Here is a 13,509-nt window from a genome sequence, read left to right as displayed (position 1 = left end):
TCGCCTAAATGGGTGTCCGGTTTCATTAGACCACTACAGATCGATATCGGGTGCCGCCAGAGTGCCGCCACTTCATCATGGGTGTCCCGGCGAAAGTCATTACTGCTTATGCTGAAGAAGAAAATATTGATGTTGTCGTGCTGGGCACGGTGCACCGTAGAGGGTTGAGCAAACTCTTGGGTAGCACCGCCGAACAAGTGGTTTATCACATGCACAGCAGTCTGTTGGCGATCAAGCCGTCACCGCTTGAGTAGCGACATAGACTGAGTATCTGGGTGAATTTAAAGGCTCAGGATCAAGTCGTTTGTTGCGAGTTTGACGCAGATCAAACTGGGCATGGATATACAATTCACACTGTGCAGGCGGGTGCGAAGCGGGGGGGTGATCCGTACTTCTTCGTGTCGCTAAACAGGTAGTCAATTTTTATTAACGATGCCGTAATGTGAGAGGTTAAAAATGAGAAACCTGACTCTGACTGTTCCACTGATATTGGTCCTGGCCATGGCGGCGGGTTGCAGCAATCAAAAAGCCAAGGAGTTTGACGCGAGATTGACGGGGGCTGAAAACTCGGCTGCCGCAGCCCGGGTCAGAGCTGATGATGCTTACTCCAAGGCGGAGCAAGCGCTTTCAGCCGCTAACCAGGCTCAACAAACTGCCGACAAGGCCAATGAGAGTGCCAGCCGTATGCTCCAAAAAGCCACGCGCAAATAGCAAATAAATACGCTGGGATTAGCGTTGATTGTTTGCCTGAGTCGGCTCGAAAGTGGGGGATACGCTCCGCCCAGAGCCGACACGTTTCGTTGCGATGTCCTGTGTCGCAATACGCGGTGCTTACTTCATGTGATCGTTACCCTGACGCTGCATCAACAGAAGTATGAACGCGACTGCAGAAATAGCAGCACCGGCATAGAAGGTCATTGCTGATCCATAGGTTTGCCACAGCAGACCTGCAAGAGCACTTGCCAGGAGCATGGAGAAACCACTCACCAGATTGAAAACCCCAAAGGCGGTTCCTTTGAGCCCTTCCGGTGTCGTGTCGGCCACAAGAGCGGCCAGCAGCCCCTCACTGAATCCCATATGAAGCCCCCACAATGTAACGCCGAGCATCAGCATTGTGATGGATTCTGCGTTGGCTAGCACGAGATCGGACAGGATAAGCAATATCAGACCCACGCCGAGAAGCGCTTTGCGGCTGACTCGGTCAGAGAGTTTCCCCGCGGGGTAGGCAGAAAGTGTGTAGAACAAAGCCATCACCACCATCACGATGGGTACCCAGGTCGCGGAGAGTCCTGCTTGCTGGCCGCGCAATACCAGAAATGCCTCGCTAAAGCGCGCCAGGGTGAACAGTGCTCCCACAATCACCACCCGCCAATACGCTGGCGAAAAGCTGTAGAGCAGCTGTAGGCGTATCGGCGACCGAAAGTGCTGAGTTCGCTGCTCGTGTGCAGGTTCATTGACGCCAACAAAAATCAGGCTGACGGCTACCAGCGCGGGTATCACGGCGATCCATAAGACGAGAGGAATATCTCCACTGAATATAAACATCAGGCCGATGGCCACTGCAGGTCCAAAAAAGGCCCCTACGGTGTCCATGGACTGACGTAAGCCGAAGCACGCGCCACGGATCTCTGGTGGTGATATATCGGCGACCAGAGCATCGCGTGGCGCTCCGCGGATCCCTTTGCCAATCCGGTCCAGAAAGCGTGCGGTAAATACCATTTCTGCGGAATGAGCCAGGGGGAAGAGTGGCTTGGTGAGTGCTGCAAGCCCATAGCCCACCAGCAAGAGGCTCTTGCGTTTACCGAAGTAGTCACTGATCGCGCCGGAAAAAACTTTCACGATCAGGGCCGTAGCTTCCGCAACGCCCTCGATAAAACCTAGCGTGATCATGCTGACGCCGAGCGTGCCGACCAAAAATACCGGCAGCAGCGCATGAACCATTTCTGACGACAAGTCCATGAACAGACTGACGAACCCCAGTGCCCAGACCGTACGTGGGATGTTGCGGGTGGTTACCGTCTCGGGCATAGGTCAGATTCCAGGAGGGTCAGCCGATTTCCCGCAGTGCTGATCGTGCATGTCGCTCGACAGCCTGCGGGTACCGGGTAGAGCTTACCGCCCAGGCAACATGCGGGTCAGGGTATTGTCGCGACTTATGTAATGGTGAAACAGGCCGGCCGCTGCGTGCAGGCCTATCAGCCAATAGCCGGTTGTTCCGGCCAGTTCATGCCATTCTTTAATTGATTTAGCCAGCGCCTCATTCGTGCCGATCAGGGGCGGCAGTTCAATTCCGAAGAAGGGAACAGGTTTGCCGGCCGCACTCAGTACCAGCCAACCGGCGAGCGGCGCGCCTATCATTAGCGCATACAGGGCGAGATGCATCAGCTTGGCGGGGATTGCCTGCCACTGCGGGAGGGCGGGTACGACGGTAGGTGTCGGCGCAATCAAGCGGGCCAGAAGACGTAGCCACACCAGTGCGAAGATTGCCAGACCCAGCATGAAGTGCCATTGCTTGAGCAACTCACGAAAGTCGCTGCCTTTGGGGAAGTTCCCTTTTAGTTCAATACAGGCGTAGACGCCGATGATCAAGGCCAGCATCAGCCAATGCAGCCCGATGGAGAGAATGCCATAACGTTGTTTTGTGTTTTTCCAGCCCATAACGATGTCCTTGTTGTGCCGTGGTACTTGGTAAGTGACGATTATTCTGGGGCTCAAAGCTTAAACCAAACTGAACGCGGTGCGTGTTTAACGGAAGGGGATCACGCTGTTTTTCCTTTACTTCACATATGGAAAAACATATATTCGAAAAACCGTATATGAGCTGAAACCCCGTCATGACCGATCCTCTGACACCCACCGCCGTTTTTAAATGCCTGGCTGACGACAATCGAGTGCGCATGATGCTGCTGGTTGCCCATGAGGGTGAACTCTGTGTCTGCGAGCTGACCTGCGCGCTCAACGAGAGTCAGCCCAAGGTATCCCGGCACTTGGCGCAACTGCGCAATTGCGGACTTCTGGCAGATCGTCGGCAAGGTCAATGGGTGTATTACCGCCTGCACCCGAACCTGCCTGATTGGGTGCATGGCGTTCTGACCACCGTATTGGAGGCCAACAAACACTGGTTGAGCCCTGACGCGAAACGTCTTGATGAAATGGGCGACCGCCCGGCGCGCGCCGCAGCCTGCTGCTGATCCAGCCACGTTGAGCGCCGAGCAGCTCAAGGCCGAGCTAGCCCTGGTCGGTACGCTCTGACAACAGGAGATATGAACATGAGCAAAAGCCGCCTTTCCTTTCTGGACCGCTACCTGACCTTGTGGATTTTCTTGGCCATGGCGTTCGGCATCGGGCTGGGAAGCCTGTTCGAAGGCTGGCCGCAGTGGCTCAACAGTCTCTCTGTGGGTAGCACCAACATCCCGATCGCCATCGGTTTGATCGTGATGATGTATCCGCCCCTGGCCAAGGTTCGTTATGAGGAGCTGCCAGAGGTCTTCAAAGACAAGCGCATCCTTGCGTTGTCTCTGATCCAGAACTGGGTCATCGGGCCGATATTGATGTTCGTTTTGGCGATTGTCTTCCTGAGCGACAAGCCGGAATACATGACCGGATTGATCCTCATCGGCCTCGCCCGTTGCATTGCCATGGTGCTGGTCTGGAATCAGATCGCGGGAGGCAATAATCAATATGTCGCCGGGTTGGTAGCGTTCAACAGCATCTTCCAGATATTGTTTTTCAGCCTGTACGCCTGGATTTTCCTGGGGCTATTGCCGCCACTGTTTGGACTGGAAGGCAGCGTTATCGAGACCAGCTTCATCAGCATCGCCGGGTCAGTTCTGATCTACCTGGGTGTGCCATTCATGGCCGGTTTTCTGACCCGAAAGATCCTGATCGCCCGTAAAGGAAACGACTGGTATCAAGAGCGCTTCATTCCTAAGATCAGCCCGCTGACCCTGGTGGCATTGCTATTGACCATCGTCGCCATGTTCAGCCTCAAGGGCGACAAGGTGCTGCAACTGCCATTGGATGTATTGCGCATCGCGATCCCGCTGACGATCTACTTCGTCGTGATGTTCTTCCTTAGTTTCTGCATGGGCAAGCTGCTCAAGGCGGATTATCCGCGTACCACGGCTCTGGCTTTTACTGCTGCGAGCAACAACTTCGAACTCGCGATTGCGGTGGCCATCGCTACCTTCGGCCTGGCGTCCCCGGTTGCTTTCGCCACGGTGATTGGTCCGCTGGTGGAAGTGCCGGTGCTGATTTCTTTAGTGGGTGTAGCGCTGTGGCTTAAACGCCGCTGGTTCGATGAATCCAAGAGCGCAGTTGCGCAGGACAACGACTATGTATGACGACCACATCCCCCAACTCGACGCCGACCTGGTTGAATTACCTTCGGCAGACAAACTGGGGATCGAACTGAAGTCCACCCATAAACCACGCATCCTGCTGCTGTATGGATCGACGCGTGAGCGCTCCTTCAGCCGCTTGCTGGTAGAGGAAGCGGCTCGCCTGCTGCAACGCATGGGCGCCGAAACACGGATTTTCAATCCATCAGGCTTGCCATTGCCCGATGACGTCGCCGATGACCATCCGCAGGTTCAACAGCTGCGCGAGCTGATGCTGTGGTCGGAAGGGCAAGTGTGGTGCTCACCCGAGCGTCACGGCTCGATGAGCGCCGTGTTCAAGGCACAGATCGACTGGGTGCCGTTGGCCATGGGCGCAGTCCGCCCGACCCAGGGTAAAACCCTGGCGGTCATGCAGGTGTGTGGCGGGTCGCAGTCGTTCAACGTGGTCAATCAACTGCGGGTACTCGGGCGCTGGATGCGGATGTTCACCATCCCCAATCAATCGTCCGTACCGAAGGCCTATCTGGAGTTCGACGAGCACGGTCGGATGAAACCCTCTCCTTTCTATGACCGGGTCGTCGACGTGATGGAAGAATTGGTGAAGTTCACATTGCTGCTGCGCGACCGCCAGGACTATCTGGTCGATCGTTATTCCGAGCGCAAAGAATCGGCGGAAGCACTCATGGACCGGGTTAATCAGCGTTCTATCTGAGGACAGTTTCACCGTGTAATAACCGATGTTTGGCCTGTCCGGCGCGCGTAGGTCGGACTCCCACTGACAGCAGAGACGAGGAACAAAGACATGGCTATCAAAGTTGGCATCAATGGTTTCGGTCGGATCGGTCGCCTCGCGCTGCGAGCAGCCTGGCGCTGGCCAGAGTTTGAATTCGTGCAGATCAATGACCCGGCCGGTGATGCAGCGACCCATGCGCACCTGCTCAACTTCGACTCCGTGCATGGCCGCTGGCAGTATCAGGCCGACTCCGAAGGCGAGTGCATTGTCATCGACGGCAAGCGGATCAAGGTCAGTGCCAATAGGGCAATCGCCGATACCGACTGGTCGGGCTGCGATCTGGTGATCGAAGCCAGCGGCAAAATGAAGACGGTTGCGGTTCTCCAGGGCTATCTTGACCAAGGCGTGAAGCGCGTTGTGGTCAGCGCTCCGGTGAAGGAGAGCGGGGCGTTGAACATTGTGATGGGGGTCAATCACCACCTGTTCAACTCTGCGCAACATCGCATTGTGACTGCCGCTTCGTGCACCACTAACTGCCTGGCTCCGGTGGTCAAAGTGATCCACGAAAAGCTGAGGATTCGTCATGGTTCGATCACCACCATTCATGACCTGACCAACACCCAGAGCATCCTCGATCAGCCGCACAAGGATCTACGCCGTGCGCGTGCTTCCGGTATGAGCTTGATTCCGACCAGCACCGGCTCGGCCACGGCCATCGCCGAAATTTTCCCGGAATTGCGCGGGCGTCTGAATGGTCACGCCGTGCGTGTTCCGTTGGCCAACGCCTCGCTGACTGACTGTGTGTTTGAAGTTGAACGCGCCACGACTGCAGAGGAAGTTAATCAACTGCTGAAAGACGCTTCCGAGAATGAATTGAAAGACATTCTCGGCTATGAGGAGCGTCCGCTGGTGTCCATCGACTACCGTACCGATCCGCGCTCTTCAATTATCGATGCGTTGTCGACCATGGTCATCAATGGCACTCAGGTAAAAATCTACGCGTGGTACGACAACGAATGGGGCTATGCCAACCGTACGGTCGAACTGGCAAAAATGGTCGGTCTGGCCGTCTGACAGGGAATCATCATGAACGCGTTGTCAGCCCTTGCTCCAGAAGTGCGGCAGTATCTGCTCGTCACGGGTAATTACTGGGCCTTCACCCTCACCGATGGTGCGTTGCGCATGTTGGTGGTACTGCACTTTCACGCATTGGGCTACAGCCCGCTTCAGATTGCGGCGCTGTTTTTGTTTTATGAGTTCTTTGGCGTGGTCACCAACCTCGTGGGTGGCTACCTTGGGGCCCGCTTGGGCCTGAACCGGACCATGAATATTGGTTTGGCCATTCAGGTCGTGGCACTGCTGATGCTGACAGTGCCCTCGGTCTGGCTGACGATTCCTTGGGTAATGGGCGCCCAGGCGTTGTCGGGGATCGCCAAAGATCTGAACAAGATGAGTGCCAAAAGCTCGATCAAGCTGCTGGTGCCCGATGGACAACAAGGCAAACTGTACCAGTGGATCGCGATCCTAACCGGCTCGAAAAATGCGCTCAAGGGCGTCGGTTTCTTTCTGGGCGGTGCACTGCTGGCTGCCATCGGATTCAAGGGCGCCGTGCTGGCCATGGCCATCGTATTGGGGCTGATCTGGATCAGCAGTCTGATCTTGCTCAAGAAGGACCTGGGCAAAGCCAAAGCCAAACCCAAGTTCCGGGAGATCCTTTCCAAGAGCCGTGCGATCAACATCCTGTCGGCAGCACGGATGTTTTTGTTTGGCGCTCGGGATGTCTGGTTTGTCGTCGCATTGCCGGTCTATCTCAGTACAGCCTTTGGCTGGGACGTCTGGAAAGTCGGTGGTTTTCTTGCTGCGTGGGTGATCGGCTACGGCATAGTGCAGTCGTTCGCGCCCAGCATTACGGGCAAGAAAAACGGGCGTGTGCCTGATGGTCGAGCGGCTTTTCTCTGGGCACTTCCGCTGGCGTTTCTGCCAGGGGCTATTGCCTTGGGGTTGAACACTGGGTTGTCCGAGCACGTCGTTCTCTTGGGTGGGCTGATGGTCTTTGGCGTCCTGTTCGCCGTGAACTCATCGCTGCACAGTTACCTGATCGTCTCCTACGCCAAGGAAGACGGCGTCTCACTGGATGTAGGTTTTTACTACATGTCCAACGCGATGGGCCGGTTGACCGGCACCGTGCTCTCCGGATGGATTTACCAGATGTACGGGTTGAGTGCGTGCTTGTGGATATCGAGCGCTTTTGTGTTGCTCGCCGCGCTGATTTCCATTGCTTTGCCCAGGCATGCCACGGCGATATGAAGCACTGCCTGGACAATCGTCATTACGTCATGAATCTGCGCGACTTGAAGCTGATCGTCTCTTTAAACGCCTCCACTTTCCCGATACGACGGATATTTGCCCATGTCCCTTTGTAATAGGGCACTACGTTTCGGTCGGTCCATGCCGTGGTTAAATCGCCCATAACACCGTTGAAGTGGCCGAACTGCATAAAGGTCTGATTCCGCTTTATATCAGGCTCCAGGTAGGCCAGCGCGTAAGACGAGCCGTAGTCGTTAAATACTTCAACCACGTCCCCGGATGCAATCGCCAAGGATTTTGCATCGTCGGGGTTGATTTCCAGATACGCCATGGGTACGCGCGCCTTCACGAACTCGTTGTATTGGTCGTGATAGAGCGTTTGCCACACCTCATTGATACGTCCATTGTTGATCCAGAACTTATATTTCTCCTTCTGCTCCGCGACCGGTTTTGGCAGCCCAGGCCACGTTGCTGGCTTGAACTCGGCTTTACCGTCCGGCGTGTCGAACGTGTAGTCGGTGTAGAGCATTTCGGTGCCGATCAGTTTGCCATCCCGGTACTCCTTGACGGGTAGCTGGACTCCATTGTTACCCATCGCAATCAGTCGCTCGTAGGTGACAAGATTGCCTGTGTTACCGCCCTGACTATCGATAGGGCCGACGCCCGGCTGACCGGCCATACGAAAGCCGTCATTGAAAGCATCTTCCTCTGTTTTCCAGTCGAAGCCCGCAAATCGCGCCGCCATGTCCTGCTTTCCTTCGGCGCTATACATCTGCCGAAGGGTGTTGGCGATAGCGGCCGCAATCAGGCAATCGGCTTTCGCTGAACCGGGGGGATCCATGAACTTTTGCGACAGACGCATCCTCCGCTCTCCATTCATCGAGGTGAGATTTATCTCGCCCGGATGAGCTGCTGGCAGCATCACATGCGCGGCTTCTGCCAGCTTGGTGGGATAGAGGTTGATATTGGCTAAAAAGAGACCGCCTTTATTTTTCACCGCATCGTAGATCGCGTCCACCCTCTGCGCGGTTGAGCCGCCGCGCACCGTCGCCATGGCCTCCCTAACAATATTGGCGCGCTTCAGAATGACGGTACGGTGTTGCTCTGCATTGAGGGTGGTCTGGAATGGATTGGCCCCCCATGCCGTGTACATCATGCCCTTGCCATTGATGATCTCCTGATCCACATAGATCTTGGTGGTGCCTGGATAAGGGGGGCGCGTGTAACCTTCCTGGTGGCCGCCCATGCGCACCACCCCGGTACCCCGACGTCCTACGTTATGAGTCGCAAGTACCAAGTCGACCAAGGCAGACTGGATCAGGTAGTTGTCATTGCCCCAGATGATTCCTTTTTCGTAGGCGTGCATGGTGTGTGGCCGGTGGCCAGAAGCTTTGGGCTTGTAGGCCCATTCGGCTGCAAGCTTGAGCTTGTCCGCCGAAACACCGGTGATACGGCTGGTTTCCTCAATCGATAACCTATTGGCTTGAAGCGTCTGGTCAAACCCTTTGGTATGGGCCGAGATAAACTCCTGGTCATGCCATTTTTGTTCAACCACGTAGGTCAACAGACCGTTGAACAAAGCGATATCCGTTCCCGGTTCGATATCCAGGTGAAGGACGTTGTCCTTGCCTGCCGCTTGCTCGGCCACAGCGATAGTAGGCGTCCTGCGCGGGTCAACAAAAATCACTTTCGCCGGGGCAACGGTTTCCCCAGGAAAACGCTGTTTGCGTTTGATGACGGTCTGCCCCTGTAAATTGGGGAGCCAGTGGGCCAGGAAGTAGTTGGTTTGGGTCTCGTATGAATTGCAGCCGATGGCCATAATAACGTCAGCCAGCTCGGCGTCTTCATAGCTGTTATTGAGTTCACCAATGCCCATCTCGCGTGTGGCGTGGCACTCGGAGTTATAAGCAGGGCGGTTGTGGATACGTACCAGCGGTGTCTTCAGCGCCGTGAACATCAACTTGCCGGTGCCCCAGGTATTCTCAAATCCTCCTCCGGCGCCTCCGTGGTCGAAGCAGTCAAAGGCGAGGGCGGCTGGCCCGTCATTATCAAGAATCTTCTTGGTAACGCCCGCATAAAGTGCCAGCGCATCATCCCAGCTGGTGTCTAGCCACTGGTCAGCCACATAAATCCGTGGGCTGCGCAGACGCTCCTTGCCCACACCGTCGGAGTTATACATGACCTTGGCCAGTTGACCGCCTCGCGTGGACGAGAGCCCTTTATTAACGTCGCACTGCTTGTCGGGCACAATCATGAGGTTGTAACGCTTGCCGTCTTTGTCAGTGATCGTGTTCTGCATCGCAGGGGTCATGATCACAGCCAGAGGAGGTAGCTGTTTACGAAAGTCGAGCCCTAACGCATTTTCATCGGGTGCCCGTCCACCTTCCAGGTTCTCTGGCCATTTGTAGACGTGGTAGCCACAACCCACGATGCAGAAGTGACAGGCAAGGTTGGTTTTCTGGGCCTCTGGAGGGGGGAGCGCCATCCGATCTTTATTGGTTGCCATTTTAAGCCTCTTATCAAAGGAGGTTGGACTGACGCCCGTAGATCAACCCTTCGACGGCCACTGCACGTACCGAATCGTCATTGGAGTTGTATTCGAGCACTATGCTGGGCAGATTCTCGGTCGCCTGGCCGGAAACCATTTGACCCGTATTTTCAGGATCGAAAATGCTGAAATGGCACGGGCATTTAAACACCCGCGGCCCTGCGTCATAGGTGACCGGGCACCCCATGTGCGTGCATAGCGTGCTGTAGGCAACGATGTCGCGCTCCGGGCCAATGCCACCCGGAACGGGAGCGCCCATCTTGATCAATGCGCAAGGTGAGGAGGCATCGGGATAGAAAAACGAGACAGGGGTGTTGACCTGTAATTTCTGCGCGTTGATGATCGCTTTCATTGGGTAGGGAAGGTTGACCCGCCCTATCACCTGCGGCTCAGGCGTGGTTGCCGCCGCTTGGGTAAAATGGGGTACTCCGATGACTGCGCCCGCAGCAATCCCGCCTCCAACCTTCAAGAAGACTCTTCTGGAAATCGATATCATCTCTGCCTCCGCATGACGCTTGCGATGCAGTTGACTTCGTCTGTGTCGTAAGCGGATTTTTATTTTTGACCCAGTCAGCATAGGATAAAAAAACGATTGTTGCGCTGCCCGTAAAAGCAGCCAATTGACGCTCCTATGTCAACCGATGCGCCCCGATTCATTCAAATCGGCCACAGCCAGAGGGTACAAGTCGCTGCATGTGCTGTTCGACGGCGTTCTCGACCACATCGATTTACCGGAGGTGCGTCAATTTTTGACGACCCAATCAAGCGTCTGCGATGCTTAGGCCTCTGGCGCGGGCCCTGGATATACGGGGGCGAAACCGCCGCCCAACGTCCGGAAGTTGGTGGTCTGGCCTTGATACAGGCGCGCCGCCACCCACTGCACCACGCCGTTGTAGGCATAGTCGCGCGCGTCAAATTTCAGCACGTGAGCCGGAATCGTGGCCGACAGGGTCCGCAGTCCAGGGAGAACCAGGGCTTGGGCCACGTAATCGGCAGCAAGAATTTCCTGCCACACCCGCTGGGTTAGCTTGTCGCCGCGATAGGCGGCGCGACTCCCGAATCCTGCACAAGGCTTGAAGAACAGCCGTCGACGCTCGCGCCACAGGCGTTCGGCACTTTCCGGGGTCACCACCTCAGTATGTGGAATGCTGGCGAGTAGCAGGTTTTGGGTGGCTTGCGGCAGGCCCGACGCCTGCAACCATTGGGCATCGCAGAGCAAAGCCAGGTTACGTTTGTCCGCGTACAAGGCATGGGCTTGTGGGTGAGGCGTGAGCAGCGTGGCACGTTCAAGGTAAGCTTGACGCAACGTCGCATTGGCGGGCGCATCGAGAGCAAAGTCGGTCAGGCGGTTATAGACAATATCGATGACCAACTCGTTATGCCGAAGTGCACCACCTCTCAGACTTAGCTCGGAGGGATCGACTATCACCGCTTCCAATCCATGGCGCTGGAACAGTTGCTGGAACAGCAAAAATTCGGGGTATAGATACTGCTGCTCGGGAGCATCGTCGACAATCGCAATGCTGCGCAGCGGCCTATCCAGCCCGTGCAGCGCCCACTCATGGCGAAACATCTCGATTATTCCTGCCTCAAGCGTCTCGGCCCTGCCCGAGGGTGGCAGCAATTGCTCTATGGCCGGGCAACACGCGTGTTGCGCTCGCGCCAGCGCTGCATTGAGCATGGCCCCACCTGCATTGGTGTTGATCTCGATCAGGCCGAAACCACCCTCAGTGACATGGAAGTCATAACCGAAGAACACTCCCTTGGCCCCACCAGGATCATGTCGCGCAATAGTGGGCGAACGAGCCAGCACTTCCTCGCGGTAAGCCGGGAGCGCGATGACCGACTCGACAGCCCGCACGACCTGCGCCATGCGCTCCAAATGGGCCGGGTTGATAAAGACTGGATGCCCGGCGAACAGATAAGGGCAACGTTGCTGTACCAGCTCGAACAGGCCGGGTTGACCGAGCGTCGACTCCAACGCTTCACGCAGTGCCTTGGTGTCCAGGCTGATGCAGAAGCACTGACTGTTGAGGGTCTCTATCGAGATTCCGGCCAGGGACGCAGCGGCGGCGGCCGTCGACAGGAAGGACGTATCGTGATCGAACAAGGGCATAACTGGCATGACTGGCTTAGGCATCTTCGTCTCCGCATGGGCCCATGCGCCAATCGAACCGGGTCTCTTACCCTGAGTCGACAGCGCCTGAGAGGTCGAGAGTCAGGCGGCTCGTCGCTGAGATTGGCGGTGTATATCGATGATGTCGTCCCGGTCTAGGCGCTAAGCCACAGCTCGACCTTATCTCGGCTCGGGATGCCACCGGAATGAACGACCTTGCCATCAATGACGACGCTGGGTGTCGACATAACCCCATAGCTCATGATGTCACGCAGCTCTTCCACTTTTTCCAGCTTCACAGGTACGCCTTTAGCGTGAGCGACTTGCTCGATGATGGCTATCGTCGACTTACAGTTGGAACAGCCGGTACCTAGTACTTTGATGTCTTTCATAAAAACCTCAACAGGTGGATTTACAGAGTTAAGTTGAAGACATAGCCAACGATGAGAATGCCAACGGCCACGACACCAATAAATGTGGCTATCAAGCGAACCTTCAACACCTTGCGCAAAATCACCATCTCTGGGAGGGAGAGCGCAATGACACTCATCATGAAGGCCAGGACGGTGCCCAGCGCCGCACCTTTCGCGAGTAGCGCCTGCACAATAGGAATGATCCCCGCCGCATTTGTATACATTGGTATGCCTATCAGCACCGCGAGCGGGACAGACCACCACGCTTCTTTGCCCATGAAGCTGGCCATGAAGTCTTCCGGCACATACCCATGAATACCTGCGCCAATAGCGATACCGGCAAGGATGTAAGGCCATACTTTCCCGACGATTTCGCGCACGCTGCCAAACCCGGCATTTATCCGCTCATGCAGCGGCATGCTCGTGTCCCCAGCGGTTGCGTGGACCTTGGGCATGTCACGAACCCAGTCCTCTAGATAGGCCTCCATTTTCAAGCGCCCAATGACCCAGCCCGCAACAATCGCAATAAACAAACCCAGACTCAGGTACAGCAGTGCAACTTTCCAGCCGAACAAGCCAAGCAGCAAGGTCAACGCGACCTCATTCACCATGGGGGCGGAAATCAAAAATGAGAAGGTCACCCCTAATGGCACGCCTGCCTGAACAAAACCTATAAACAGAGGCACAGCAGAGCAGGAACAAAACGGGGTAAACACACCCAGAGACGCCGCCATGACATTGGCCATGCCCTCGCTTCGACCCGCCAACATTGCGCGGGTGCGTTCAGGTGTGAAGTGGGAGTTGATCATGCCCATCAAAAACACGATGCCGGTCAGCAGCATCAGCACCTTGGGCGTGTCATAGAGAAAAAACTGTAATGCGCCCCCCAAGTGGCTGTCACGATCAACGGGCAGCGCTGCGACCAAAGCCTCCGACACTGGAATCAGGGCCTCATACAAACCGAACCAAACAAGCACTGCCACTACCAGAAAAAGGCGGGGGTTACGCTGCGGCCAGCGCACAATCATTTCATTCATGTGTAAAAATCTCGA

14 protein-coding genes are annotated in these 13,509 nt (G+C 55.9%); 7 read left to right on the top strand and 7 right to left on the bottom strand.

What is annotated here, in order from left to right:
- Positions 1-50: 50 nt before the first annotated feature.
- Positions 51-254 (top strand): universal stress protein, encoded by a 204-nt coding sequence (locus ACVBEG_RS12790; RefSeq protein ID WP_447107791.1) that lies wholly within the window; start codon positions 51-53, stop codon positions 252-254.
- A gap of 202 nt (positions 255-456) precedes the next feature.
- Entirely contained in the window at positions 457-711 is a 255-nt protein-coding gene (locus tag ACVBEG_RS12785) for an Lpp/OprI family alanine-zipper lipoprotein (RefSeq protein WP_322178914.1), read from the top strand.
- A 120-nt stretch (positions 712-831) separates the two neighbouring features.
- On the opposite strand, the gene ACVBEG_RS12780 is transcribed toward ACVBEG_RS12785, so the two are convergent.
- On the bottom strand, positions 832-2,028 hold the full coding sequence (locus tag ACVBEG_RS12780) for an MFS transporter (protein WP_322178915.1): 1,197 nt from the start codon (positions 2,026-2,028) through the stop codon (positions 832-834).
- Between the two features lie 84 nt (positions 2,029-2,112).
- On the bottom strand, positions 2,113-2,658 hold the full coding sequence (locus tag ACVBEG_RS12775) for a cytochrome b (RefSeq protein WP_322178916.1): 546 nt from the start codon (positions 2,656-2,658) through the stop codon (positions 2,113-2,115).
- A gap of 176 nt (positions 2,659-2,834) precedes the next feature.
- Here ACVBEG_RS12775 and ACVBEG_RS12770 point away from each other — a divergent pair, with 176 nt between their 5' ends.
- The 5 genes from ACVBEG_RS12770 (at position 2,835) to arsJ (ending at position 7,380) form a co-directional block, all read left to right on the top strand.
- Complete coding sequence (locus tag ACVBEG_RS12770) at positions 2,835-3,191, top strand: metalloregulator ArsR/SmtB family transcription factor (RefSeq protein ID WP_322178917.1); 357 nt, start codon at positions 2,835-2,837, stop codon at positions 3,189-3,191.
- A 78-nt stretch (positions 3,192-3,269) separates the two neighbouring features.
- On the top strand, positions 3,270-4,343 hold the full coding sequence (gene arsB, locus ACVBEG_RS12765) for an ACR3 family arsenite efflux transporter (protein WP_322178918.1): 1,074 nt from the start codon (positions 3,270-3,272) through the stop codon (positions 4,341-4,343).
- Positions 4,336-5,052, top strand: a complete 717-nt coding sequence (arsH, locus tag ACVBEG_RS12760; protein WP_447107790.1) for an arsenical resistance protein ArsH — start codon at positions 4,336-4,338, stop codon at positions 5,050-5,052. The genes arsB and arsH overlap by 8 nt, the downstream gene beginning before the upstream one ends.
- Before the next feature lie 90 nt (positions 5,053-5,142).
- Complete coding sequence (locus ACVBEG_RS12755) at positions 5,143-6,147, top strand: ArsJ-associated glyceraldehyde-3-phosphate dehydrogenase (RefSeq protein WP_322178920.1); 1,005 nt, start codon at positions 5,143-5,145, stop codon at positions 6,145-6,147.
- A gap of 12 nt (positions 6,148-6,159) precedes the next feature.
- Positions 6,160-7,380 carry an organoarsenical effux MFS transporter ArsJ gene (gene arsJ, locus ACVBEG_RS12750; protein WP_447107789.1) on the top strand — a complete coding sequence of 407 codons (1,221 nt, stop codon included), beginning with the start codon at positions 6,160-6,162 and terminating at the stop codon, positions 7,378-7,380.
- A gap of 22 nt (positions 7,381-7,402) precedes the next feature.
- Here the strand turns inward: arsJ and ACVBEG_RS12745 are convergent, their stop codons facing one another.
- The 5 genes from ACVBEG_RS12745 to ACVBEG_RS12725 all read right to left on the bottom strand — a co-directional run bounded on the left by ACVBEG_RS12745 (position 7,403) and on the right by ACVBEG_RS12725 (position 13,485).
- On the bottom strand, positions 7,403-9,886 hold the full coding sequence (locus ACVBEG_RS12745; protein ID WP_322178922.1) for an arsenate reductase (azurin) large subunit: 2,484 nt from the start codon (positions 9,884-9,886) through the stop codon (positions 7,403-7,405).
- Between the two features lie 13 nt (positions 9,887-9,899).
- The gene (locus ACVBEG_RS12740) at positions 9,900-10,397 is read right to left on the bottom strand and encodes an arsenate reductase (azurin) small subunit (protein ID WP_322178923.1); all 498 of its coding nucleotides are present in this window, start codon (positions 10,395-10,397) and stop codon (positions 9,900-9,902) included.
- A gap of 309 nt (positions 10,398-10,706) precedes the next feature.
- The gene (locus ACVBEG_RS12735; protein ID WP_447107788.1) at positions 10,707-12,068 is read right to left on the bottom strand and encodes a hypothetical protein; all 1,362 of its coding nucleotides are present in this window, start codon (positions 12,066-12,068) and stop codon (positions 10,707-10,709) included.
- A 131-nt stretch (positions 12,069-12,199) separates the two neighbouring features.
- Positions 12,200-12,436, bottom strand: a complete 237-nt coding sequence (locus ACVBEG_RS12730) for a thioredoxin family protein (protein ID WP_330201784.1) — start codon at positions 12,434-12,436, stop codon at positions 12,200-12,202.
- A gap of 20 nt (positions 12,437-12,456) precedes the next feature.
- A complete protein-coding gene (locus ACVBEG_RS12725; protein WP_447108459.1) occupies positions 12,457-13,485 on the bottom strand; it encodes a permease in 1,029 nt (342 codons plus the stop codon).
- Positions 13,486-13,509: the final 24 nt, after the last annotated feature.

The sequence above is a fragment of the Pseudomonas sp. GG8 genome, assembly GCF_052976945.1.
This window is presented reverse-complemented; position numbering and strand designations above follow the sequence as displayed.